The sequence below is a fragment of the Psychrobacter okhotskensis genome (assembly GCF_965638355.1).
In the GTDB taxonomy this organism is placed as follows: Bacteria; Pseudomonadota; Gammaproteobacteria; order Pseudomonadales; family Moraxellaceae; genus Psychrobacter; species Psychrobacter okhotskensis.
On sequence record NZ_OZ281822.1, the window covers coordinates 1058008 to 1082471 of the forward strand.

Annotated in this window: 19 protein-coding genes, 2 tRNA genes and 2 pseudogenes; 10 read left to right on the forward strand and 13 right to left on the reverse strand. The window is 41.1% G+C overall.

Features of this window, described 5'->3' with window-relative positions; all coding sequences use genetic code 11:
- Positions 1-89: 89 nt before the first annotated feature.
- Positions 90-803, reverse strand: coding sequence for an FFLEELY motif protein (locus ACSUPM_RS04580; protein WP_025652842.1), 714 nt, complete (start codon positions 801-803; stop codon positions 90-92).
- A gap of 262 nt (positions 804-1065) precedes the next feature.
- Between ACSUPM_RS04580 and ACSUPM_RS04585 the strand changes: the two genes are divergently transcribed.
- The gene (locus tag ACSUPM_RS04585) at positions 1066-2751 is read left to right on the forward strand and encodes an ATPase (protein ID WP_201567550.1); all 1686 of its coding nucleotides are present in this window, start codon (positions 1066-1068) and stop codon (positions 2749-2751) included.
- Positions 2752-3315: 564 nt separating this feature from the next.
- On the forward strand, positions 3316-4923 hold the full coding sequence (locus ACSUPM_RS04590; RefSeq protein WP_025652844.1) for an inorganic phosphate transporter: 1608 nt from the start codon (positions 3316-3318) through the stop codon (positions 4921-4923).
- Between the two features lie 119 nt (positions 4924-5042).
- On the opposite strand, the gene ACSUPM_RS04595 is transcribed toward ACSUPM_RS04590, so the two are convergent.
- Positions 5043-6662 carry an aminotransferase class I/II-fold pyridoxal phosphate-dependent enzyme gene (locus ACSUPM_RS04595; RefSeq protein ID WP_350588257.1) on the reverse strand — a complete coding sequence of 540 codons (1620 nt, stop codon included), beginning with the start codon at positions 6660-6662 and terminating at the stop codon, positions 5043-5045.
- Positions 6663-7284: 622 nt separating this feature from the next.
- Between ACSUPM_RS04595 and msrB the strand changes: the two genes are divergently transcribed.
- The 4 genes from msrB to ACSUPM_RS04615 all read left to right on the forward strand — a co-directional run bounded on the left by msrB (position 7285) and on the right by ACSUPM_RS04615 (position 8946).
- Complete coding sequence (msrB, locus tag ACSUPM_RS04600) at positions 7285-7710, forward strand: peptide-methionine (R)-S-oxide reductase MsrB (protein WP_025652846.1); 426 nt, start codon at positions 7285-7287, stop codon at positions 7708-7710.
- A gap of 154 nt (positions 7711-7864) precedes the next feature.
- Entirely contained in the window at positions 7865-8347 is a 483-nt protein-coding gene (locus ACSUPM_RS04605; RefSeq protein WP_025652847.1) for a glutathione peroxidase, read from the forward strand.
- Between the two features lie 394 nt (positions 8348-8741).
- Positions 8742-8817 (forward strand) — tRNA-Val (locus ACSUPM_RS04610).
- 52 nt (positions 8818-8869) lie between these two features.
- Positions 8870-8946: transfer RNA gene (locus ACSUPM_RS04615), tRNA-Asp, on the forward strand.
- A gap of 159 nt (positions 8947-9105) precedes the next feature.
- Here the strand turns inward: ACSUPM_RS04615 and ACSUPM_RS04620 are convergent.
- Positions 9106-10674 carry a phosphatase PAP2 family protein gene (locus ACSUPM_RS04620; RefSeq protein ID WP_350588258.1) on the reverse strand — a complete coding sequence of 523 codons (1569 nt, stop codon included), beginning with the start codon at positions 10672-10674 and terminating at the stop codon, positions 9106-9108.
- 245 nt (positions 10675-10919) lie between these two features.
- On the opposite strand from ACSUPM_RS04620, the gene ACSUPM_RS04625 reads away from it, so the two are divergent.
- Both ACSUPM_RS04625 and ACSUPM_RS04630 read left to right on the forward strand, forming a co-directional pair.
- Complete coding sequence (locus tag ACSUPM_RS04625) at positions 10920-11528, forward strand: DedA family protein (protein WP_025652851.1); 609 nt, start codon at positions 10920-10922, stop codon at positions 11526-11528.
- A gap of 311 nt (positions 11529-11839) precedes the next feature.
- A pseudogene (locus ACSUPM_RS04630) lies at positions 11840-12952 on the forward strand (IS3 family transposase).
- A gap of 43 nt (positions 12953-12995) precedes the next feature.
- Here the strand turns inward: ACSUPM_RS04630 and ACSUPM_RS04635 are convergent.
- Positions 12996-14161 (reverse strand): IS3 family transposase gene (locus tag ACSUPM_RS04635; protein ID WP_156915624.1). Its coding sequence is split into 2 segments (ribosomal slippage): positions 12996-13903 and positions 13903-14161, totalling 1167 coding nucleotides; the frame shifts between segments, so codons are not numbered across the junction.
- 65 nt (positions 14162-14226) lie between these two features.
- Between ACSUPM_RS04635 and ACSUPM_RS04640 the strand changes: the two are divergent.
- Positions 14227-14355 (forward strand): annotated as a pseudogene (locus tag ACSUPM_RS04640) (IS3-like element ISPar1 family transposase); the annotation flags it as partial.
- A 145-nt stretch (positions 14356-14500) separates the two neighbouring features.
- Here the strand turns inward: ACSUPM_RS04640 and ACSUPM_RS04645 are convergent.
- Genes ACSUPM_RS04645 through ACSUPM_RS04655 form a run of 3 tightly spaced genes read right to left on the reverse strand, consistent with a single transcriptional unit; the run spans position 14501 to position 17503 of the window.
- Complete coding sequence (locus ACSUPM_RS04645; protein WP_436880244.1) at positions 14501-15214, reverse strand: GAD-like domain-containing protein; 714 nt, start codon at positions 15212-15214, stop codon at positions 14501-14503.
- Positions 15215-15236: 22 nt separating this feature from the next.
- On the reverse strand, positions 15237-16553 hold the full coding sequence (locus ACSUPM_RS04650) for a polymorphic toxin type 15 domain-containing protein (protein ID WP_025652855.1): 1317 nt from the start codon (positions 16551-16553) through the stop codon (positions 15237-15239).
- Positions 16550-17503: a DUF2345 domain-containing protein gene (locus ACSUPM_RS04655; protein ID WP_025652856.1), complete on the reverse strand. Its 954-nt coding sequence runs from the start codon at positions 17501-17503 to the stop codon at positions 16550-16552. Before ACSUPM_RS04655 ends, ACSUPM_RS04650 begins: the two co-directional genes overlap by 4 nt.
- 275 nt (positions 17504-17778) lie before the next feature.
- Here ACSUPM_RS04655 and ACSUPM_RS04660 point away from each other — a divergent pair.
- Positions 17779-18944, forward strand: a protein-coding gene (locus ACSUPM_RS04660) for an IS3 family transposase (protein WP_156915624.1) whose coding sequence is annotated in 2 segments (ribosomal slippage) — positions 17779-18037 and positions 18037-18944 — 1167 coding nt in all. Because the reading frame shifts where the segments join, the coding sequence is not laid out codon by codon here.
- Here the strand turns inward: ACSUPM_RS04660 and ACSUPM_RS04665 are convergent.
- The 6 genes from ACSUPM_RS04665 to ACSUPM_RS04690 all read right to left on the reverse strand — a co-directional run bounded on the left by ACSUPM_RS04665 (position 18945) and on the right by ACSUPM_RS04690 (position 24411).
- A complete protein-coding gene (locus tag ACSUPM_RS04665; RefSeq protein WP_436880245.1) occupies positions 18945-19577 on the reverse strand; it encodes a hypothetical protein in 633 nt (210 codons plus the stop codon).
- Positions 19578-19608: 31 nt separating this feature from the next.
- Complete coding sequence (locus tag ACSUPM_RS04670) at positions 19609-20253, reverse strand: hypothetical protein (protein ID WP_025652858.1); 645 nt, start codon at positions 20251-20253, stop codon at positions 19609-19611.
- 311 nt (positions 20254-20564) lie between these two features.
- Positions 20565-21730 (reverse strand): IS3 family transposase gene (locus ACSUPM_RS04675; RefSeq protein WP_101210724.1). Its coding sequence is split into 2 segments (ribosomal slippage): positions 20565-21472 and positions 21472-21730, totalling 1167 coding nucleotides; the frame shifts between segments, so codons are not numbered across the junction.
- A 62-nt stretch (positions 21731-21792) separates the two neighbouring features.
- Complete coding sequence (locus ACSUPM_RS04680) at positions 21793-22335, reverse strand: hypothetical protein (RefSeq protein WP_025652862.1); 543 nt, start codon at positions 22333-22335, stop codon at positions 21793-21795.
- Entirely contained in the window at positions 22328-23026 is a 699-nt protein-coding gene (locus ACSUPM_RS04685; RefSeq protein WP_025652863.1) for a DUF2345 domain-containing protein, read from the reverse strand. The genes ACSUPM_RS04680 and ACSUPM_RS04685 overlap by 8 nt, the downstream gene beginning before the upstream one ends.
- 275 nt (positions 23027-23301) lie before the next feature.
- The gene (locus ACSUPM_RS04690) at positions 23302-24411 is read right to left on the reverse strand and encodes a hypothetical protein (RefSeq protein ID WP_201576482.1); all 1110 of its coding nucleotides are present in this window, start codon (positions 24409-24411) and stop codon (positions 23302-23304) included.
- Positions 24412-24464: the final 53 nt, after the last annotated feature.

Consider the following 24464-nt stretch of genomic DNA (forward strand, 5'->3'; position numbering starts at 1 on the left):
ACTTTTATGATTATTTTTTGAGATACTTTTTCGATTATATATTGTTTCTGTTAACGAATTTCACCAGTTAACTGAGTCTCTAATTAGCCCTATGATACACCAAACGCCAAGGGCTTATTGCCATTATCCGTATCATGAACTTCGTCAATAATTTCAAGCTCACGTTCACAAAACGGTTCGATAAAGCTGCTTACGCTTTTAAGGGGTTTCATGGCTTTAAAACCGGTATCGATAAAGTCATACAGTGGTTGAAAGTTGTAGCGATAGGCGGTGCCTTTTGCTAACGCGAACGCTTGTTTGAGCATAAATGAGTTCAAATGCTTGTCAGTGCGGTAGCAAACATCCTTAAGATTGGTAATCTGAATGCGGCGCTTATTCGCTTCATCGACAGTACGATAGGCGGCTAGCATATTGTCTTCGGTAATTGGTAAGTCTTGGGCAAGTAGCCACTGAGCCAAATGTAAATCTAGCTCAATCGCTAGAATTGCTGCTTGGATACCCATACTGCCAGCTTCTAAAGCTGATTCTTTTGCAAGGCGTTCAAGCTTTTTGGCTTTTGGCAAAATCCGCTCTAACTGCTTGGCCAATAACTTAAACTCATCACCGCCGTATAGTTGCGTCAGAAAATAGTCTGCCATCAGTTGGTTTTTTGGCTGTTCGAATAGTTCACTATGCGTACGTTGGAGTCGCGCTTGTTGCCATACTTGCACTTCATTGAGTTTGGTGTTTAATTCAGCATCTTGATGATGTGGTAGCGCCCAAAAATGTGTGAGGTGCTGTTGTAAATCGGTTAAGGCAGACATAGTAAAAATCCTATATAAAGGTAAAAATTATGTGTAGGTTGAGAATGAAGTGGTCAAAGTTATGCTGAGTTTTGATGCCTATTTTGAGCCTTTTTTTATTATTTTATGATCCTATTAAAGCATGCTCTCAAGATTGTGTTCACCTTAAAAGAAAATAAAGCAGAATACAAATGTCAAACTGTTACATAGCAGCGTTATTTACCGAATTGGTCAAATGCTATGATTAAGCAGATGTGCTTTCAATCATAGGACGATGACCATTATGAGCAAAAATGACAATACGACTGAACCCAACGCAGCACAAGCGGTCAGTGCCCAATTTAGTGAGCAAGTGATAGAGGAGCGCTTAACCCCTAATCCACTGAATCAGTTTTCTATGGATAAAGATGCACTACGGTTGGCACTGGTCACCGCTCAATATGCCCTACGAGCAACGCGGCAACAGACGCCGCCAACCCTCAACAAACCAACAGGGCTTTTGGTGTTGGTCAATGGTATGGAGCAGGCAGGCAAAGGCACTGCTGTTAAGCAATTGCGCCAGTGGGTAGATCCTCGGCTACTCAAGGTTGAGGCAACCATCGGTGATTGTCCCTTAGCGTATCAGCCGATTTGGCAAGCACATACCAAAGCGCTGCCGCGTCATGGCGATGTGATGGTTTATTTTGGTAATTGGTATGCCGATTTGCTCTATAACGTTATGCGTATGGCAACATCAGACCATGATGATAAACCATCGAAAAATCAAAAACCAGAAGGTGCCAAGTCTGACAATGACAAATCTGACAATGAAAAGGCGTTACCGATTGCGCAATGGCAAGCGTATCTACAGCAGCAACTTATTAAGCTGCAAGCGTTCGAACAAGATTTAGCCGCCAATCAAACCCGACTGCTTAAATGTTGGTTCCATGTCAATATCGAAACGTTACAAGAGCGATTAAATGACGCTGAAGCCGACCCGCAGTTTTTGTATCAAATTGATTGGAATAGTACAGAGATAGTTGCGCAGTTTAATGAGGTAGCCGCGACACTGCTCCGCCAGCAAGATGATTGGATCATTATTGATGGTGATGATAAGTCAGATGCCGCCGATCGCTTCTGTCATGAAGTACTACAAGCGATGCAAACCGCGCTAGTAAGCAGCAAAATAAATACGGCAACAACCTCAGAGACTGACAAGCAAGCTCAGCAAGCAATTAAATCAGCGAAATTTAAACCTGTAAAAATCCCTAAATTTTTAGAAGACATCGATGATGCCGATATCGATAAGTCTGACTACCGTGATGCGTTGGCAGAAAAACAAGCACGTCTTGCTGAGTTGCTACGTGCGCGCAAAGGTCGGCATATCGTTTTCGCCTTTGAAGGGATGGACGCTGCTGGTAAAGGCGGGGCGATCAAAAGATTGGTGGCACCCCTCGACCCACGCGAGTATCAAATTTATAATATCGGCGCGCCAATGCTGTATGAGTTACAACACCCTTATCTATGGCGATTTTGGACCAAACTGCCAAACGAGCAAACGGATCGTATTAGTCGTATCGCCATCTTTGATCGTACTTGGTATGGTCGCGTCTTGGTTGAGCGTATTGAAGGATTTGCCACAGATGATGAATGGCAGCGTGCATATGATGAAATTAATCGCTTCGAGGCGGACTTGGCCACCGCAGGGACGTTGGTCATCAAATACTGGTTGGCTATTGATAAAAAAGAACAGCTTAAGCGTTTTGAAGCGCGTGAAGAGACGCCGCATAAGCAGTTTAAATTAACCGATGATGATTGGCGTAATCGCGATAAGTGGTCAGATTATGTGCAATCTGCGGCTGATATGCTGGCACATACCGACACAGCGTATGCACCTTGGTGCGTCATCGCCACCAATGAGAAGCGTCAGGCGCGTTTGGATGTGTTAGATCACGCTATTAAACAGCTGTTCGCGCTCTCAGACAGTTAACGGTTATAACCAGCCATAGTAAGGTTGGTTATTTCTCAAATGCCTAATAATATATAACTAAATAAAGAGGTTAGCAGGTTCGCACACTGGCAGTTACAAATCTTGCAATATCATCATGCATTATGTGCCTAGATTTAATATAATAGGCACGTAATGATTTCTGCCTTCTACTAAATGAGATGTGTGGACAAAGCATTCGTTTTATTTAATATAAATATTTTAAATATTTTGATGAAGTCGATTACAATGGAAGCTATAAGCCGCAAGATGCTTTAATCAAATGATTTGGCATTATCACTTGCGGCTTTGTGACATGTTGAATGATGTATCTATGGTCCTTGATATTGCATGGTACTGACGCCCTGTATTAATGATAGCTAAATTAATGATAGCTAAGGGTTAAGGTAAATACGTGCGCTAGGGCAGTAGATCGAAGCTGTAATTTGACCAGCACATTGCGCATACGCTCTTAAGTTTTGCATACTGGAAACGGTATCATTATTGGCGTCGCAATGTTAATAACCGCAGATAATTTCAATCACCTTACGCAGGGCGTATCAACGTATGGGTATTACCAACAGTTCTACTGAGCCAGCCAAATCAGTTGGCTCTATGAGAATAAATCTATTTTTTGGCATTTTACTGATTGCGATGACCGCCTACTTTTTGTGGTGGGGTCTAGATTACACCATGCGTCAGCAGACGACGCTATTTATCGTAGCTACCGCTTTTGGTGTCTTTATGGCATTCAATATTGGTGGTAACGATGTCGCCAACTCCTTTGGTACCTCGGTGGGTGCGGGGACGTTGACCATTCCACAAGCGCTGGGTATCGCAGCGATATTTGAAGTGTCTGGAGCTGTGCTGGCAGGTGGTGAAGTCACCGATACCATTCGCAGCGGCATTGTCGATCTGGATGGTCTTTCAGTAACGCCTAACCAGTTCATCTATGTCATGCTGTCAGCGCTTATCGCTGCCGCATTTTGGCTGTTGTTTGCCACCAAAAAAGGGTTACCCGTTTCGACCACTCACGCCATTATCGGCGGTGTTGTTGGTAGCTCCATTGTATTGGGTATCACGTTAGGTGGTACCGAAATGGCATTATCAACCGTGAATTGGGGAACGATTGGAACGATTGCGATCTCTTGGGTAATATCACCGCTACTAGGCGGCGTTTTCTCCTACCTTTTATACGGACAGATTAAGAAAAATATCATTGAGTATAATGATAAAACAGAGGCGCACATCGCGACTTTGAAAGGCAATAAGAAAACCTTAAAACAAAATCATAAAGAGTTTTTAGAGGCGCTCTCAGAGTCGGAACAACTGGCTTATACCTCAGCGATGTTGCGTGATCAAGAAATCTATAAAGATGATGATTGTGACGTTGAAGATTTAGAGACTGACTATTACAAACAGCTTTATGAAATTGAGAACGAGCGCAGCAACCTTGATACCCTAAAAGCTTTGAAACAATGGGTACCTATCATTGCTGCTGCAGGCGGGGCAGTCATGGCCTCTTTGGTCATCTTTAAGGGTCTAAAGAATGTCAATAATGGCATGACGACGCTGCAAGGCTTCTTAATCATGGGTATGATAGCGGCGCTGGTGTGGCTTGCGACCTATATATATACCAAGAGTATCCGTGGTAAGCATAAAGAGGATTTGACCAAGGCAACGTTTATTATGTTTAGCTGGATGCAAGTCTTTACGGCATCGGCCTTTGCCTTTAGTCATGGCTCAAACGATATTGCCAACGCCGTCGGTCCTTTTGCGGCCATTATGGATGTTATCCGCACCAATAGTATTGCTACCGAAGCGGCAGTACCACCTGCGGTAATGTTGACCTTTGGTGTGGCGCTTATTGTTGGCCTCTGGTTTATCGGTAAAGAAGTTATTCAAACCGTCGGTACCAATTTGGCAAAAATGCATCCTGCTTCTGGTTTTTCAGCTGAACTGGCTGCTGCTGCTGTCGTTATGGGTGCGTCAACCATGGGGCTACCAGTTTCTAGTACGCATACCTTAGTTGGGGCAGTACTTGGCATCGGTGTCGTGAATAGAGACACCAATTGGGCATTAATGAAGCCCATTGGTTTGGCATGGATTATCACCTTACCAGCCGCTGCTTCAATGTCAGCCTTGAGCTTTGTCATTTTGATGTACGTTTTCTAAAATAGAAACGTCATAGCTTAGATTTTACTCATAAAGTAACAACAAAAAAACGCTTATCGACATCATGCCGATAAGCGTTTTTTTGTACCTTTCTAATCTTTCTAATAGTTATTGACTCTTTAATCCGTACCAAATTGCTTACGTTTTTTGGCAAAGAAGCGATCTAAGCGATCCATGGCATCTTCTAAGTCGTGCAAATTAGGCAAAAATACCAGACGGAAATGATCGGGGGTGTCCCAGTTAAAGCCAGTACCTTGAACCATTAAGACATTTTCTTCAACCAATAAGTCCATCATAAACTCCATATCATCTTTGATAGGATAAATCTCAGGATCCATTTTAGGAAAGCAATAGAACGCGCCTTGCGGCATAGTGCAAGAGATGCCTTTAATCGCATTAAGTCGTGACACCGCCATTTCGCGCTGCTTATAGAGACGGCCTTTTTTTGAGGTCAGATCTTTCATACTCTGATAGCCGCCCATCGCTGTCTGAATCGCATACTGCCCTTGGACATTAGAGCATAGGCGCATAGACGCCAGCATGTCTAACCCTTCGATGAAGTCTGCCGCGTGGTGTTTTTTACCAGAAACCATCATCCAGCCAGCACGAAATCCTGCGATACGGTGCGATTTTGATAAGCCATTATATGATAAGACCAGCACCTCGTCCGTCAGGGTGCTTACTGGGGTGTGTACCATATCATCATAAAGAATACGGTCGTAAATCTCGTCGGCCATGATGATTAAGTCATGCTCTTTAGCGACTTGGATAATTTGTTTCAGCAGGTCATCACTATAAAGTGAACCCGTTGGGTTATTGGGATTAATAACCACAATGCCCTTGGTCTTGCTCGTAATCTTAGACTTAATGTCTTCAATGTCAGGGTGCCAGTTATCTTCTTCATTACAGCGATAATGTACCGCTGTGCCACCAGCCAAGTTCGCCGCCGCTGTCCAAAGCGGGTAGTCTGGCATCGGGATAAGCACTTCATCACCGTCGTTCATTAACGCCTGCATAGTCATCACAATCAGCTCAGAGACCCCATTGCCCAAATAGACATCACGAACATCGACTGCTGATAGTAATCCCTTTGCTTGATAGTACTGCAAGACAGCTTTACGAGCAGAAAAAATCCCTTGCGAGTCGGAATACCCTGTCGCGTCTGGCAAATTCATGGCCACATCGCGCAAAATCTCATGCGGTGCTTCCAGACCAAAAGGCGCTGGATTACCGACGTTTAGCTTTAGTATACGCTTGCCTTCGGCTTCCATTTTATTGGCTGTTTGTAGTAGGGGACCACGAATGTCATAACAGACGTTTTGCAATTTATCGGATTTTTTTATTGGATTCATAGAGTGACCACTCATAGGGTTGTTTTGTGAGTTTTTACGGGCATTAGGGGTTGTTGTATCAGTTTGGACATTGTCACGAACATCAAGCCTCTCGTCCTTGGTGTGAACACGATTAGGTGAGTCTGCCTCAGTGGCTGTCTCATGAGGCAACTCACCGCGCAACAGATACCCTTCGCTGCAGCCCAGTATTCGTGCCAATGTTGGTAGCTTAGACGACACAATACCGTTGGTACCACGCTCCCAGTTCGAGATAGCACCGCGACTGACCTTTGCACCCGCTGCTGTCATAGCTTGTGACAATTGCTCAGCAGTGAGTCCCTTGTCGCGGCGTAGCTGTACCAACCGTTCGGCTTGTGTGCCTTTGCTCTTATCATCAGCCATAATCATCTAAGCCTTTATTAATCGATTTGTCATAAAGAGTAAAAGTAAGAAGTTGGTTAAATTTAGTGTTATCGAATGAACTTCTACTTAATCCAAAACCACTTAATCCAGTGCTAATGCAAGATATTATTGCATAAGGTAGGCTGATGCAAGTATTTTTTAATACACGAATGCAAGAATAACTTGCACTAATCGTTTGATAATGCTCCATCCTCACTACTCATGGGCGTTAGCATAAATTTACCAGTAAAATTTTAATAAAATAATTGTGTATAACGTTGGTAAAAATAGACAGCTGCTACCGATGTGATTAAAGTGGCTGATTACAGCATCATTGTCTGTGACGCTATACAAGGTCTATGATGCGATAGATAATTATTACTCATCTCTATCAAGCTTGTCATCATATACCCCTTGAATATCATGCTGACTAGCAGCAGATAAAGGCTATCGTTATCCTAATAAGGTGATGATAAATCCCTAGTAATCGATTATATAATACAATCAGCTTAAGGTGATTTGGCTACAAAGCAGACAAGTAGAACTACGACAAATAGTAGACTAAGCGAGCTTTAACCGTAGCCGATTTATATAAGACTGACTATACATACTCAAGTAAGGATCAATCATGCAAGACAATCAACTTAGCAAAGAAGAAATCAGCCAACTGACCGAAGCAGATTGGAAAGAGCGCCTTAGTGCTGATGAATATCATGTAATGCGTGAAAAGGGTACAGAGCGTCCATTTACTGGCGTTTATAATGATGCAACTGATGACGGTGTTTACCGCTGTAAAGGTTGCGGCGCCAGCTTATTCGATTCTGCTAGTAAGTTTGATGCCAGTTGCGGTTGGCCGAGTTTTGACCAAGGCATCGATAACAGTGCTATCGAAGAGCATGTGGATAATTCGCTGGGCATGACTCGAACAGAAGTCACCTGTAGCAACTGCGGTGCACATTTGGGCCACGTATTCCCAGATGGGCCAAGTGAGACGACAGGTATGCGCTATTGCATCAATTCAGTCTCTATTGATTTAGACAAATCTGAAAAGTAGTTTCAGATATAACCATTAGATTATTTTTCTCTAAAGGTATAAAAAGGAAGCACGTGTTGCTTCCTTTTTAATTATTGGCGCTGTATATTAATATTATTAAAAAGGCAGGCGCACCCAAAAATATCAAAAAAATCAATCAATTTAAGGATAGATGATGAGTACTGTTTACGACTTTACTGCAGAGCGTATGGACGGCAGCCCGCAAGCCTTTTCTGACTATCAAGACAAGGTGTTATTGATTGTCAATACTGCGAGCAAATGCGGCTTTACCCCGCAGTTTGAGGGGTTAGAGGCGCTACATGAACAATATAAAGATAAAGGTTTGGTCGTTGTGGGCTTCCCTTGCAATCAATTCGGTAGCCAAGACCCTGGTAGTAATGAAGAGATCGGGGCGTTTTGTCAAAAGAATTACGGCGTAAGCTTTCCAATGATGGCAAAGGTCGACGTCAACGGCAAAGATGCTCATCCTATTTTTGATTGGCTTAAAGAACAAAAAGGCGGCTTACTGACAGACGGTATTAAGTGGAATTTCACCAAGTTCTTAGTTGGTAGTGATGGTCAGGTGATCGATCGTTATGCGCCAACGACCAAACCTGAAGCCATGACCGCTGATATTGAAAAAGCTTTGGCCAAATAATCCGTTATTTCTTAATAAAATAAAAGAATATTGGCTTTATCGTTAAATATAAAGCCAATAAAAACATGGGATTGTCATTATGCTTATAAAATCGTTAAAAAATAGCGAATAAAAAGGCAAATAATATTTGACAGGCAGGTGTAAATCTATATAATACACACCCACAGCAAGGGGCTTTAATTAAGTTCTATGTTGTTGAAATTATCGTCAAGATATTTCAGTATTAACTAGAGAGTGACTACTTTAGTTAATCAAAGCTTTAGAAAATTCTATTTAAAGAATTTTCTCTTGCGGATAAATACCTACTTTATGTAGGTGCTGAGTTTTTAGAATTTACGACAATGTAAATTCTCTTGCGCTCGGACGAAGCAGTGCTTCGTTATATCCTCGCTCAGGGTGATTAGCTCAGTTGGTAGAGCGTCTGCCTTACACGCAGAATGTCGGCGGTTCGAATCCGTCATCACCCACCACTCTTTTTAGCGAGTGTCTCTGTAATAAGAGAAGATGCTAAAAACGACCTAAGCAGCGGTAGTTCAGTTGGTTAGAATACCGGCCTGTCACGCCGGGGGTCGCGGGTTCGAGTCCCGTCCGCTGCGCCATATTTAAAACTTAGTTTTAATACAAAAGTTTCAACCTCAAACATTAGATTGTTTGAGGTTTTTTTGTGTCTGAATTCTGATGTAAGTATCTGGTTTAGACGCAAAACGGCATAGCTATTATTAACGAGGACGTATTGATCACTATTTTAAAATAATGGTTCAATTCTTTTTAGCGAAAATTTCTATCTTATTAACGAGTAACTTGGGCAGGTAATAGTCATTGAGGTGCGCTTTTGGATATTGCTCGTTGATCCAAGTGACGTAATTATCAGCAGTCAACTGTCCTTGATATATCAGATACAAAGCGTGCAGGGCGACGCTACGGGATAATCCCATCACGCATTGGAAGTTAATCAGTACCATATTGTCAGGCAGCTGTTTATGCGTGATATTAGTCGCTATACCAATGTTTGCTAAGGCATCGTTTGCTAAGGTATCTATCTGTTTAAACAGATGAATAAAATCCTGAGCAGCAACCTCTCTTAAAGACTGTAAATCCAACAGTGGAAAATAAAGATATTTAATTTTAATAGCGGTAAATGATAGGTAAGTATTGCAGAGTGATGAGCTGTTATTATTAACGTCTAATTTGTGTACTTCCGCCTGAGTATTTAGCGCTTTTTTTAAGCTCAAATTATGGCTATTGGTTTCAACAGCGGAGTCAATCACAATAATTGTCGAAAATTTTGAAAAATACAAATAGTGTCTATTATTCATTTGCGACAAGCCAAATAATTTTGGCGTAGCGATCGCATATATAGAGTCCGCTATTTTATAGTTCGAGCCCATATCAGTATGACTCAATAAGCCAGAATTTGACTGTTTATGTTGAGTGAATTGATAGCGTTGTCCGACATACCACATCAGTCGGTAGCCCAATAATAATGGCGCAAATATCAACCAAGTAGACAGTCGTAAGCGCCCTTGCTTATCCTTTGCAAACCAACGTTTATCACGAGTTTGGTTGGGGTGTTGATACGCCCATGCCAAACCCAAAAAACTTAACGCCCAGTACGTGGCGACTACAGAATACAACCCTGCAAAAGTGCCAGAGGCAACGCTTCTATTGAGCATGAATCCTGCTATCGATAGAATTAAAAATCCTGATATCGCCACCACTAAATACTTTAAAACTAAATTATTACGCAGCTTATTGATCATGATCAGTACAAGCGCCGCCAGTAATAAGCCACCGGCAATATCTAAAAGATGATGTTGATAAGTCAGGACGGTGGAGACGATGATGAGACTACAGATACAACAAAGTGCTAGGCGATATAGAGCGGATTTTGAAAGTTGCCATAAAGACGTCCCCAGTAATACAGCATATGCCACATGCAGGGAAGGAAACTGGTTAAAAGGTTTGTCGGTTATATGCAAAAACTGATAGCCATAATGCGCCCAGCCTAATACAGTAGGGCGCTCAAAAGTAAATTTGGCGGGGAATATATAAAAGATAAAACAGGCGAAAAGCGTGGCTAAGATTAATTTTCCTGTTAATAAGGAAAGTTGTGCTGGTGTTTTTACCATAAAAAAGCCGGCACAAAACAGCATGATTGACCAGCTATAAGGCACAATCATCGGTGGGATAAAAGGAATCGCTACATCAATCGGTGTGGCGAGGTTATAAACTTTCTTAGGCCATACAGAGTTAATGCTACTTAATTCAGAAAATTGGATATCATAAAACAGCGCTTGCGCATAGAGATTAGTCAAAGAGTACAGCATAGCAAAGACGCCAAAAGCGCAGGCTAAGGAGATCCATCTAGATATCATGGAAAGAGGTGAATTACTGGTCATAGGGTTTGTCTAATCATTGCCATAATGCAAGTGCTATAAATAGCATAAAACAGCAGATTTTGACACAAAGTAGGTTTAGACTAATCGCAATGTTTGGATATTTTCATGGTTAGATGTGCTCAAAAATTGAAAAAATACGACCGTCACGATGGTAATGAAGGAAAGTAATAATTATGAATCAAATCAGCGAATGGGTACTCAGTATTATGGCAAAGTTTGGCTACTTTGGTATTGTATTTGCCATGTTTGCCGAAAACGTTTTTCCACCTATCCCTTCTGAAGTCATTATGCCAGCAGCTGGTTTCGCCGCGTCGAGAGGTGATTTAAATTTAATCTTAGTCATCCTTGCTGGCACGTTAGGTGCTTCACTTGGTGCGTTACCGTTATATTATTTAGGTCGTATATTCGATAAAGAACGTTTGATCGCGGTTACCGAAAAATATGGTAAATACGTGCTCGTTAAACCTGATGACGTTGCCTCTGCAAATGAGTGGTTCGATAAACATGGTAAAACAGCCGTGTTCTTTGGCCGTATGGTGCCTGGCGTTCGTTCGCTCATTTCTATCCCTGCTGGCATGAACAATATGCCGCTGCTGCCTTTTTTAGCATTGACGGCTTTAGGCTCGAGTATATGGACAGCGGCGTTGACGTTGGCGGGATATTATCTCGGACAGAACTATGAGGTCGTCGAAGGGATATTAGCCCCTTACTCTAAAGGGTTTGGCATACTGATCGTTGTAATTATTATCGGTTGGCTTATTAAGCGCCGTCGGCAACCGTAAATGATGTCCGTTTTATTCGAGACATATTTAGGGCGTGTCCTCAACCTGAACAAAAGCGACTAAATGGGCTAAAAATAGCTAACTCTTGCCAAACTACGTCAAATAGCTAGTCAATATCTCGATATTATCTGCACTATTTTCCTTGTTTGGCTACCATTTATCTTATTTTTATCACCATTTTCAGATTGAGGACACGCTCTAGTAGCCGCTATTTTTATTATATGGTCAAAGCTCAATAGCATCATGTGAGCTATGCTGAAAAAACCGTACACCTAAACTTGGTAAACTAAGCGTATTAATCGGAGTTTATCATGACCAAGAAAATAAGAAGCTACAGTGACGAATTTAAAGCCGAGGCCGTCAAGAAGATAGCAGACAATAATGGCAATATCTCAGCGACCGCAAAGCAGCTTGGCATCGCCATGCAGACCTTATCTAATTGGCATAATAAAGCCAATCAAGGCAAGCTTATCGGCACAGAACAATATGATCCTGATCTTATGACGGCTCTTCAGGAAATAAAGCAGCTCAAACGACAGCTTAAAGTAGCCGAAGAGGAACGAGAGATATTAAAAAAGGCGACGGCGTACTTTGCCAATGAGGAACTTTAAGAAACAGTCTAGTAGACTGTTTTAGTGACGCAAGACGTAGGGCTATGCCCGCAGTGACAGTTAGTGAAGTAGGCCTTTATCAAAAACAACGATCTCTTCTTTAGTATCACTACTATGTGTCGTGTACTAAAGGTTAAGCATTCTAGCTACTATTATGACTGGCTGAGTCGTGATATCAGTGAGCAACAGATACACCGTAACCAGTCTGAGCTACTTGTCAGAGCGGCACATAGTGAAACAAAAGCATGTTATGGTGCTGATCGACTGCACGCAAAGCTGATAGAGCAAGGGCACGATATTAGCCTATATATGGTCAGAAGCATTAAAGAAGAACATGAAATCAAATGCCGTCGTCACAAACGCTTTAAAATCACCACTGATTCCAACCATAACAAGCTTGTCTATCCAAACATACTAAATCAGCAATTTGATGCTAAGCATCCTAATGAATCGTGGGTCAGTGATATTACTTATATCTGGACCAATGAGGGTTGGTTGTATTTAGCTGGAGTCAAAGATTTATACACCAAAGAGCTGGTCGGGTATGCTATCAATAAGCGAATGACCGCAGATTTAGTATGTCGTGCACTCAATATGGCAATCAAAAATAAACGTCCAAGCCAAGGATTGATTGTGCACTCTAACAGAGGCAGCCAGTATTGTAGTCATGCCTATCACAAAATCATCAAGTAGCATAATTTCAAAGGCTCAATGAGTGGTAAAGGCAATTGTTTCGACAACGCACCCATAGAAAGCTTTTGGGGCACATTAAAGAATGAGCTAGTGTATCACCAAGACTATAAAACAAGGTGACCCCTGCCGTCAAATCCGTACAGTTAAACTTGGGAGATTTTAGTTACGCAGCCTGACGATAATAGTCAAACCACACCTGTCTTGGCGATTTATAGCCTAAACCCTTTTGAATTCTCGTTTGGTTGTAGTACAACTCGATATATCTAATGATATCGGTAATGGCGGCAAATCTGGTCTTATAGTCCTGATGATATATTAACTCATTCTTTAATACGCCCCAGAAGCTCTCTATAGGTGCGTTATCAAAGCAGTTACCTTTAGCGCTCATTGAGCCTGTAAGCTGATGCTGCTTGATGATCTTATGGTAGGCATGACTACAGTACTGACTGCCTCTATCAGAGTGAACGACTAGCCCTTTACTGGGTCGTTTGTTCTTAATCGCTATGTTGAGTGCACGGCATACTAAATCTGCGGTCATACGCTTGTTAATAGCGTAACCGACAAGCTCTTTAGTGTATAAGTCTTTAACGCCTGCTAAATACAGCCAACCCTCAAGTGTCCAAATATAGGTGATGTCACTGACCCACGCTTGGTTAGGGCGACTGGCATCAAACTTCTGATCCAGTACGTTTGGATAGATCAGCTTGTTGTGATTGGAGTCGGTAGTGACTTTAAAGCGCTTGTGGCGACGGCATTTGATGCCATGTTCCTCTTTAATGCTTCTAACCATGTATAGGCTAATGTCATGGCCTTGCTCGGTGAGCGTTGCATGCAAACGTTCATAACCATAACGTTCTTTACTTTCACTGTGAGCGGCTTTAACGAGTAGCTCGCAATGGTTGCGATGTATCTGCTGCTCGCTGATATCGCGACTCAGCCAGTCGTAGTAACTTGAATGCTTAATCTTTAGCACACGGCACATAGTGGTGATGCTAAAGAAGTGCTGGTTATCTTTGATAAAGGCGTACCTGACTAGCTGTGCTTTGCAAAGTACGCCGTCGCCTTTTTTAATATCTCTCGTTCCTCTTCGGCTACTTTAAGCTGTCGTTTGAGGCGCTTGTTCTCTTCAATCACGGCTATGAGCTGTGGATCGTACTGCTCTGTTCCTACAAGCTTGCCTTGGTTGGCTTTGTTATGCCAATTAGATAAGGTCTGCATGGCGATGCCAAGCTGCTTTGCGGTCGCTGAGATATTGCCATTATTGTTTGCTATCTTCTTAACGGCTTCTGCTTTAAATTCTGTGCTGTAAGTTCTGATTTTCTTGGTCATGGTAAACTCCTGTGAATACGCTTAGTTTACCAAGTTTAGTTGTACGGTTTCTTCAGCATAGCTCAAGGTTTGTAGCAATCAATGATATCATCGGCTATATCGAGCTGTACTACAACCAAGCGAGGATTCAAAAGAGTTTAGGCTATAAGTCGCCAAGACAGGTGTGGTTTGACTATTATCGTAAAGCTGCTTGATTCAAATCTCCCAAGTTTAACTGTACGGATTTGACGGCAGGGGTCATATCGTCAATTCCTCTCATACCTGTTTGAGGATGAAAGTAGTGGAGCCAATCAGCTGATCGCTAATAAAAAACCACCCGAAGGTGGCTTAAATAATTAATTATACTAAGTCATCTAAATCAGGTGGATTTGATGAATCTTCAACACCGAATGCCATTTGTCCTAATTTCTTAAAGTCGATGTATTGGATTTCAATCAAGTCAGGTAAGAGACTAAGATGCACAAAGATATTCATTTTATCGACATTTTTGATAGACGCATTGTCACTTATGGCAAGGGCAGGAACGAAGCCAAACATCTCGTCATAGTCGAGCGCACCAAACTTTTTCACACAACGCTTGAATAGGGGTTTACCGTTATTGTCTTCCATATCTGTATATTTAATCTGTTTAAACCCAAAAAACATAGCTAATTCTTGATTGGATTTTCCATACGCTATTTCTTTTGCATTACCTTTCTTTTGGTATATCCAACCTAGAGTAGGAGTGATTTCAAATGTGAATCCTGATTTTTCACCCCAAACGTATAATTCGCCAAAGCCACTTCGAGCGATCACATAATAGTTATCTTGCCTCATAACCTCATCGCCGAGCCATGTAGTCAGATCTTCTTCGTAGTCAGCTGGATTAACTATCCAAAATAAGCCTTTTTTAAAGCGACAAAACCCTAAACGCTCCCAATAGAATAGTAGTTTATCAGGCAATCTACCACGATAACGATTAAAAATAGCTTGTGCAACTGGCTGCTGCCAATCAGGTTGTCCAAAGTCTTCCATGAAAAGATCAAAGTCTTCATCTATAATAAATGTACTCATTTAAATGTCCTTTAGTCATATTTTATTTACATCTATTTAGTTCAACGTTCATTTTGGTTTGCCCGCCTTGTTTTAAAGCTTCTTTAGCGGCTTTATCCATCTGTGCAACTCTACTATTTGCTTCAACTTTATTAGACCATTGTCCACCTATGGACTTATTCACATCAGCACGACCCAGTCGATTAATTTTATCTTTACCACCTGCAATCATATCAGGATCATGTAGAGCATTCAGGTCTTTCATTATTTCAGGAGTGCGTTTGTTCGCTATTTTAGCTTCAGAAGCCGTCTTGCCTTGCTTGCGATAGCTTCTCTGTAATGATTCAGAAATATCGTTTTCGTATTTATTTCTAGCTTTAGTCTGCTCACTTCCTGTTCCTTTACGCTGGTTTTTATTGTAGGAGGCGCGGCCAGCTAGATACTCATCTACAGTTAAATTATTGATGCCATCTTGTTGACCTTTAAGTTGTTTATAATAGTCTTTCTCAAATTTTGCATTTGCTTTACTGTCTTTAGAAAATCTGCTTTTTAAGTCTTTGCTTGGCTTAAAGCACTTCGGCTTATGCTGCTTCATAACTCCTTTTCTAGCAGGTCTCGACGTGATACTACTATTATGATTAACCGTTTCACCAGAAGCGTTCCTGTTGGTTGAAGCTAAGGCTGTGCTGGGTTTTGTGCCAGCAGCTTTACCAACGCCTGCATGATTAACACTCGCTGTAGCCGGTGTCATTTTCGACCAGCCATTTATCTCATTAATAATTTGCTGAGCGAAACGATCAAAGTCTTTTTGAATTTGAATTAACTTTTGCTTATTAGACTTACTTAAACTATTGAGAAACTTAGGGGTCAAGATACTGTTAAGTAAGCCTTTTAGTTTACTGACATCTAACGCTTTTTTTAAAGCTTGCTCTGCATTACCTTTACCAAATTTTCTGATAAAGGCAAATAGATCAGCAGGGTTTTTACCGCCAATCTTGATAGCTTTAATAGCACTTTTAACTGCATCACCAAAGACTGGTATCAGCCCTATTAATGCTGCTATGAGTAAGAACCATAATGTAATATCGGAGGGTTTATCTTTAAGGCTCATGACTGCCTTGATGATGTCTCGCGCATCAATAAGCTGTCCTGCAATAGGAACTGCACCGATCACAATTTCAGCAAATAGTGCCCAAGACGAGGTGTTTTCACCTGCTAGAAACGAACCTGTCTCTTCTTTTAATGCTTCAAACCAGCCTGTGGGTTTTTCTTGTTTGGCTTTTTTATATTTTTGAGGAGTGTAATCCTTCCCTATGTTACTAATCCCTAGTGCGCCGCCGCCAAAGCCATTACTACTCATATACCATCCTCCATATCTATATCAGGCTTGAAGTCAGCAGGGTCTTCACCATAATAAACATGAGCTTGACCCTTAGGCACACCTTCTAAACGAGCAAAGCCATTTTTATCTAAAATGCCTTCTCTGACAGAGCCATCTGCGAACTCGACACGGTAGGGCGCACTGCTTACTGGAGTCTCATCATCGTGTAGATAATTAAGCTCGATAAAGGTTGGTGGTTCGTCCAAGATATTAGAAGGTAAGCCTGATACAAATTGACCATCAACTCCGCCCCCAGCCTTACTGTGCTTACCTGCTTTTTCCGTCACCTCTTTGGCGGCGATAGTGATATTGCTACCATCCAAAGTAATACTCGCACCGCCTGCCGTTATCGTCACTTTATTGGTTGCCACGACTTCTACCTCTTTGGTGGAGGAGGCGATGTTCACATCTTGCTTGGCGGTTGCTTCCAGTTTCCCTGTATGGGCGGATAGGGTGATATTTTCTTTGGCATTGGTCATACTAAACTGACCATCGGCTATGATATTGAGTGATTCGCTACTGACTTGATGATGACTATCGCCACTACTAATCATCATGTCCGTTTGCGTAGTACTAATTATCTCACCCATACTTCTGTGAATCAGTATATCGTCACTGACATAACTTGTGTCTGCTGCGCTGTCGATTAGCGTGTAAGGTGTTTGCTGATGGGTTTTAGTGTCTTGTTCCTTGGCGATACTCTCTAACTGAGTTTTAATGTTGGCATGATCATTAACTGACCGTCCAAGCCCAGAGGCAAGTTGCGTTAACCGCTCAGTCAAGTGCTGACCACCCAATGCCGTTTGGGTCAGAGTAGGGGTATGGTGCTGATAGTTATGTTGCTGTGCTTGGAGGTGGGTTTGCGGCTGGGTGGAGAGGACGAGGGTGTTGGCATATTTGATGTTGATGTGACTATTACTAGTGAGCAAGAACTTTTAGATCATTAATAAGAATTGGTAAATTTCGTACTTGTCATTTTAAGAAAAGCTTGTTTTTAAGTTCATGTTTAGAAGTTTCGAAATCCTCAGCATTGCATATTGTATTTAATTTTTTATTAGTGGGAAGACTAATCCAACCATCTTGATAGCTGAATTTATATGCATCATAACTTTCCTGAGATGAAAGACAACAGGCAAAAGTGAGCTATGCTGAAGAAACCGTACAACTAAACTTGGTAAACTAAGCGTATTCACAGGAGTTTACCATGACCAAGAAAATCAGAACTTACAGCACAGAATTTAAAGCAGAAGCCGTTAAGAAGATAGCAAACAATAATGGCAATATCTCAGCGACCGCAAAGCAGCTTGGCATCGCCATGCAGACCTTATCTAATTGGCATAACAAAGCCAACCAAGGCAAGCTTGTAGGAACAGAGCAGTACGATCCACAGCTCATAGCCGTGATTGAAGAGAACAAGCGCCTCAAACGACAGCTTAAAGTAGCCGAAGAGGAACGAGAGATATTAAAAAAGGCGACGGCGTACTTTGCAAAGCACAGCTAGTCAGGTACGCCTTTATCAAAGATAACCAGCACTTCTTTAGCATCACCACTATGTGCCGTGTGCTAAAGATTAAGCATTCAAGTTACTACGACTGGCTGAGTCGCGATATCAGCGAGCAGCAGATACATCGCAACCATTGCGAGCTACTCGTTAAAGCCGCTCACAGTGAAAGTAAAGAACGTTATGGTTATGAACGTTTGCATGCAACGCTCACCGAGCAAGGCCATGACATTAGCCTATACATGGTTAGAAGCATTAAAGAGGAACATGGCATCAAATGCCGTCGCCACAAGCGCTTTAAAGTCACTACCGACTCCAATCACAACAAGCTGATCTATCCAAACGTACTGGATCAGAAGTTTGATGCCAGTCGCCCTAACCAAGCGTGGGTCAGTGACATCACCTATATTTGGACACTTGAGGGTTGGCTGTATTTAGCAGGCGTTAAAGACTTATACACTAAAGAGCTTGTCGGTTACGCTATTAACAAGCGTATGACCGCAGATTTAGTATGCCGTGCACTCAACATAGCGATTAAGAACAAACGACCCAGTAAAGGGCTAGTCGTTCACTCTGATAGAGGCAGTCAGTACTGTAGTCATGCCTACCATAAGATCATCAAGCAGCATCAGCTTACAGGCTCAATGAGCGCTAAAGGTAACTGCTTTGATAACGCACCTATAGAGAGCTTCTGGGGCGTATTAAAGAATGAGTTAATATATCATCAGGACTATAAGACCAGATTTGCCGCCATTACCGATATCATTAGATATATCGAGTTGTACTACAACCAAACGAGAATTCAAAAGGGTTTAGGCTATAAATCGCCAAGACAGGTGTGGTTTGACTATTATCGTCAGGCTGCGTAACTAAAATCTCCCAAGTTTAACTGTACGGATTTGACGGCAGGGGTCAAAAGAGCCTGCTAAGGCTTTGCACTCTTTACCATTTATACTTGCTTCAACGATATTAAGATTTGGTGCACCTAAAAGCTCTGCAGAGAAATAATCTAATCCTTTATCATCACTCGGTATGATCTCACTAATAATATCAATACCATCCAGATTAAGGTCGTAATGGTTTAGTTTATTAGTGCTATAGCTCAAAGAAGGAATTTCAGGTATATAAGTAACAATAGCATCTAATCGTGTAGGAATATTAGTTTGTGTAGAGTATAAGCTTCTTGATTGGTCATCAAAAGTAGCAATAAACTTATTATTTTTTAGTATGAATATATGTTCAGTATTTTCAGTACTTGATAAGATTGTAAATCCATTAACCTCATAGCTCTTATAGTCGTTTGCAAATACACCATTATCCTTGATTTTAGTATCGAAGTTCTCAATATCATTAGCTGAAAAACCATATTTCTCTAAATCAGATTTGTCGATATAGTCTATTAATGAAACTTTTTTAGGTTCAGCTAAATTTGAGTCATAACGGCATGACGTTAAAAGAACAATACTACTAAGTAGTAGTAAGTCGTTAATTTTCATTGACATAATATTCTTATCTCTCATTTCATCATTTTAATTATTTTTCATTTTCTAGTGAAGAATAAACTCTGATAGAAGTAATATTCTTTGGTAAAGACTCAAATTTATCGTATTTACTTATTGCACTCTCTGTTAAATCAATAGCTCGAAATCCGACTAGTATATCTTCATGATCATTTGATCTATAGGCAAAATCGGCATCGTATAAATCAGTATTAGTTTCAGACTTTCTTGAGTGATAATCTAAATAAGTGATATTAAGGTCTTTTAAATCTAATTGAAATTCAGGTGTAATGAATTGATTGTCAGCATTTTTGATATAAATATTTCTGGCTTTGCTATCATTTAGATAAGTAAATACAGTAGTATGAATATCTACTGTTTCAAAACTGTATCTGATCCATTTGTCGGCTTTGGGATAAAAAGGTTTATAGATACCAAGAACATTTGATTCTGAAACTAGATCTGTTTCATTGGCAGTCAATCTAATAGCAGCCTTTGTTATTTCTGTCATGTTTTTACCATTAGAATGAGCGATTGATTGTGTGTCATTTGCTTTTATTAGTGCGTTGTTTAGTGATAGTCCACCTTGCATCACAGAGTCTCCAATTTGCGTGTTTTCCGAAGTTTCACAACTTACGAATAAGAAAAGAGCTGAAATAACTAGAGCGACCTTGATCATTTTAAATTCTCACTATTTATTATCTTCACAGATTAGAATGATAAGAATGTTTGGCAATAGCGCTAGGTACGGTAGTACCTTCCATGGGTTTCCACTTGTCTTCAAGATATATAGGATCAAACAAATCAACTCCATTGTGTTTGTATAAAAACGGTTGACCATATTTTGTTCTAAACTGATCATACCAAGAATACGGGTTTACAAACATTGCTCCTGTAAAAGGTACTTTCCGTCCATCGATATATGAAGGTTCAAATAAGAAGTTTGACCCCTGCCGTCAAATCCGTACAGTTAAACTTGGGAGATTTTAGTTACGCCGCTTGACGATAATAGTCAAACCACACCTGTCTTGGCGATTTATAGCCTAAACCCTTTTGAATTCTCGTTTGGTTGTAGTACAACTCGATATATCTAATGATATCGGTAATAGCGGCAAATCTGGTCTTATAGTCCTGATGATATACCAGCTCATTCTTTAATACACCCCAGAAGCTCTCTATGGGTGCGTTGTCATAACAATTACCTTTGCCACTCATTGAGCCTATAAACTGATGCTGTTTAATAATCTTATGATACGCATGGCTACAATACTGACTGCCTCTGTCAGAGTGAACAATTAGTCCCTTGCTTGGTCTCTTATTCTTAATTGCCATGTTCAATGCTTTGCAAACTAAGTCAGCGGTCATACGTTTGTTGATGGCATAGCCAACCAGCTCTTTGGTATACAAGTCTTTAACGCCTGCTAAGTACAGCCACCCCTCGGTTGTCCAGATATAGGTGATATCACTGACCCATGCTTCGTTAGGGCGGTTGACGTCAAACTGCTGATCGAGCACGTTGTCATAGACCAGCTTGTTGTGGTTTGAGTCGGTAGTAACTTTAAAACGCTTATGACGACGGCATTTGATACCGTGTTCTTCCTTGATGCTTCTGACCATGTATGGGCTGATATCATATCCTTGCTCATTTAGATGCGCATGCAGACGCTCAAAGCCGTAGCGCTCCTTTGTTTCACTGTGTGCCGCTTTGATTAGTAGCTCAGACTGGTTACGATGTATCTGCTGAGCGCTGATGTCACGACCCAGCCAGTCGTAGTAACTTGAGGGTCTAATATGTAGTACACGGCACATGCTACTGATGCGAAAGAGTTGCTGGTTGTCTTTAACAAAGGCGTACTTTACTAGCTGTGTTTGGCGAAGTACGCCGTCGCCTTTTTTAGAATTTCGCGCTCCTCTTCGGCAACTTTCAGCTGTCGCTTGAGGCGCTTATTCTCTTCTAGCACGGCCATTAGCTGTGGGTCATATTGCTCAGTCCCTGCAAGCTTGCCTTGAGTGGCTTTGTTTTGCCAGTTAGATAGCGTTTGCATGGCTATGCCAAGCTGCTTTGCAGTCGCTGAAATATTACCCTTATTGTCTGCTATCTTCTTAATAGCTTCGGCTTTAAATTCATCGCTGTAGGTTCTTACTTTCTTGACCATGGTAAACTCCTCTTTGAGTCGTTAGTTTACCAAGTTTAATTGTACGGTTTCTTCAGCATAGCTCAGTTAGCTGTTCCACTAGGTGTAGTAATATAACCCTTACCACTAGGCGTATCAATGTTTGCGTCGTCTAAAACATCTTTTGCCGCTTCTGCACAAGTATCATTCATATATGCTGTATATTTTTCTTCACCTGATATAACCTTCTTCTTAAATTGGTCAGCTTGCTTTTTAATTGCTATTAACTGTTTTTTGCTTATTCTAAATTTGTAGAGTCTTGAAACTTCAGTAATGGGGTAGTTTATAGTAGCGGGACGTCTTCCACTAAACTCATCAATTCCTGCTGCTAACTCTCGCTTTGTTGGTGTTGCGGCACCCTTTGGACCAAAACTATATACTGTTATGATCTTTCCATTTTTCACTGTGAAAAAGAATGCATGCCCATAATCAACATTGAGATTTTGAGTATTATTACGAAAAGCAGTAGCTATATGATTGACTTCAAAACCAACTACTAAGTAATACTGATTCGAAATTACTTGAACTTGGTTGTTAGAAATCATAGGTAGAGTACGATTAAGAGTATTTTTATTATATTTACTCATTAGCTTCACTCCCATAGTCATCCTGCCAATTGAGGTCTATATGAATATTAATCTCCTCTTCACTATTAGACTGAAAACGTTCAGTCCAACCCTTTTCATCGGTAGTACCCTCAAACGTTTCGCCAGTTGTTTTATTAATAGCTCTATAAGGCATATTAGCATAAGGTACATTGTCTTCATCTACAAACTGCTGTACCAAATTATAAACACCATCCATCAGCGTCTTTTTATCAGGAATTATGCTAGGCAACCCCGCCAATCCCAACCCATCCCTTCCACCTCCAGCCTTACTGTGCTTCCCAGCTTTCTCCGTAAACTGTTTCGCTGCAATCGTAATGTCAGCACCATCAAGCGTGATCCTGGCACCACCAGCCGTCAGCGTAATTTTATTCGTCGCTACTATCTCAACCTCTTTGGTGGAGGAGGCGATGTTCACATCTTGCTTGGCGGTTGCTTCCAGTTTCCCTGTATGGGCGGATAGGGTGATATTTTCTTTGGCATTGGTCATACTAAACTGACCATCGGCTATGATATTGAGTGATTCGCTACTGACTTGATGATGACTATCGCCACTACTAATACTCATATCTTGCTGAGTAGTGCTAATCATCTCGCCCATAGTTCTATGAATAATGGTATCGTCGCTCACATAGCTTATGTCAGCTGCGCTATCTATCAGCGCGAATGGCATTGTTTGATGGGTATTGGTTTGTTGTTCTTCTGCGATAGTCTCAAGTTGCGTCTTAATCGCGTTATGATCTTTGACGTTATGTCCAAGACCTGTTGCCAGTTGCGTTAAACGTTCAGTTAAGTGCTGACCACCAAGAGCAGTTTGAGTCAGAGTCGGTGTATGCTGCTGATAGTTATGCTGTCCAGATTGTGCGTGGGTGCGTGGGTTTGCGGCTGAGTGGAGAGTAGTAAATATAAAAAACCACCCGAAGGTGGCTTAAGTAAAATAATAACAAACTAACCTTTTTCACCCTCAAACTGCCAAATAACCTGACCCCATTGGTTATTAGGATAATCTGGCATGATGTCGCCTTGCTTAAAGTAAGCACGACTGTCAGATTTTGCTTGCGTGAACCAGTAGCCTGATTTAGGGCAGGGCTGACCAGCTAGGCAGCGGCCTTTCGCTTGACTGGTGATTTCGGGTTTATTAGGCTTGGTTTTATTTTCATAATAGGGCGTCATGTCTTCTCCAGCCTCTTGAAGCTTAATAAACTCTTCATAAGTTATTTTGTAAGGGTCAATAGAGATAAATTTACTGGTGTCGATACCTGTCTCTTTAAGTACGAGTGGTAGCGTATAGTCAGGTTGATTTTGCTGAATCTTCAATCCCATTTTAATGGCTTTAGTCTCGAAAAAAAGTCTAGCTTCAGGTAATCCGCCATAAAGCTTACTATATTCTTTGGTCAAAGATTCATCATAGTTATTAGGGATTATTTGTCTTATTAACTCTAACTCATCGAAAATATCTAAGCTAATCAGGTAATGACGGTTGCCTGTTTCAGGGTCACTTTGCCTATTTATTCTAATATTCATAAATACATCTGTACCATGTCGCAGTTGCCATATTTGTAAATCACTGAGCTGCATCCATTGCTCAAAGTTCAAAGGGTAGGTGTAATCAAGATTAAAGTCACTTCCACCTTCTTTTGTGGCAAATATAAAGCTGTCTTTAGGGCTTAAACGAGGCTCACTTAAACTTTTAGCATAAGTCCAACCCTTACCTTGCAGTTCTTTAAAGAAAGCCATCATTTTCTGATAGGCATCTTCGTCTGATATACCGCTTACTTTATGGTTGAATAAAAAGCCAAGATTGACTTTCGAGAGTTTGTAATTTGCTTGTTTGTTATCGTCATAAGCCAAGACTGACATAACACCGTCAATACTTAACTCACCATTAGGATATTTAATAATGACAGTAGGTTCTTTATATCTTGGAAAATCATAACCTTGAAAAGTAACCCCCATAGGCTGAGCGTCTGCTTCTTGGAAAGCTTTATACTCAGGGTTAGCACCGTATAAATCTTTAGCAGTCATGTTTAATGAAATTTCTAAAGGTTTATCAGGCATAACAACCTTTGTTTTAGCTTGGCAAGAAGTAGCTATTAATATGATAAAAAAAG

What these genes read in the sequence shown, in the direction of transcription:
- ACSUPM_RS04580 (WP_025652842.1), bottom strand. Translation starts at nt 803, where the DNA reads ATGTCTGCCTTAACCGATTTACAACAGCACCTCACACATTTTTGGGCG.
- ACSUPM_RS04585 (WP_201567550.1), top strand. Translation starts at nt 1,066, where the DNA reads ATGAGCAAAAATGACAATACGACTGAACCCAACGCAGCACAAGCGGTC.
- ACSUPM_RS04590 (WP_025652844.1), top strand. Translation starts at nt 3,316, where the DNA reads ATGGGTATTACCAACAGTTCTACTGAGCCAGCCAAATCAGTTGGCTCT.
- ACSUPM_RS04595 (WP_350588257.1), bottom strand. Translation starts at nt 6,662, where the DNA reads ATGATTATGGCTGATGATAAGAGCAAAGGCACACAAGCCGAACGGTTG.
- msrB (WP_025652846.1), top strand. Translation starts at nt 7,285, where the DNA reads ATGCAAGACAATCAACTTAGCAAAGAAGAAATCAGCCAACTGACCGAA.
- ACSUPM_RS04605 (WP_025652847.1), top strand. Translation starts at nt 7,865, where the DNA reads ATGAGTACTGTTTACGACTTTACTGCAGAGCGTATGGACGGCAGCCCG.
- ACSUPM_RS04620 (WP_350588258.1), bottom strand. Translation starts at nt 10,674, where the DNA reads ATGCTGTACTCTTTGACTAATCTCTATGCGCAAGCGCTGTTTTATGAT.
- ACSUPM_RS04625 (WP_025652851.1), top strand. Translation starts at nt 10,920, where the DNA reads ATGAATCAAATCAGCGAATGGGTACTCAGTATTATGGCAAAGTTTGGC.
- ACSUPM_RS04645 (WP_436880244.1), bottom strand. Translation starts at nt 15,214, where the DNA reads ATGAGTACATTTATTATAGATGAAGACTTTGATCTTTTCATGGAAGAC.
- ACSUPM_RS04650 (WP_025652855.1), bottom strand. Translation starts at nt 16,553, where the DNA reads ATGAGTAGTAATGGCTTTGGCGGCGGCGCACTAGGGATTAGTAACATA.
- ACSUPM_RS04665 (WP_436880245.1), bottom strand. Translation starts at nt 19,577, where the DNA reads ATGTCAATGAAAATTAACGACTTACTACTACTTAGTAGTATTGTTCTT.
- ACSUPM_RS04670 (WP_025652858.1), bottom strand. Translation starts at nt 20,253, where the DNA reads ATGATCAAGGTCGCTCTAGTTATTTCAGCTCTTTTCTTATTCGTAAGT.
- ACSUPM_RS04680 (WP_025652862.1), bottom strand. Translation starts at nt 22,335, where the DNA reads ATGAGTAAATATAATAAAAATACTCTTAATCGTACTCTACCTATGATT.
- ACSUPM_RS04685 (WP_025652863.1), bottom strand. Translation starts at nt 23,026, where the DNA reads ATGCCATTCGCGCTGATAGATAGCGCAGCTGACATAAGCTATGTGAGC.
- ACSUPM_RS04690 (WP_201576482.1), bottom strand. Translation starts at nt 24,411, where the DNA reads ATGCCTGATAAACCTTTAGAAATTTCATTAAACATGACTGCTAAAGAT.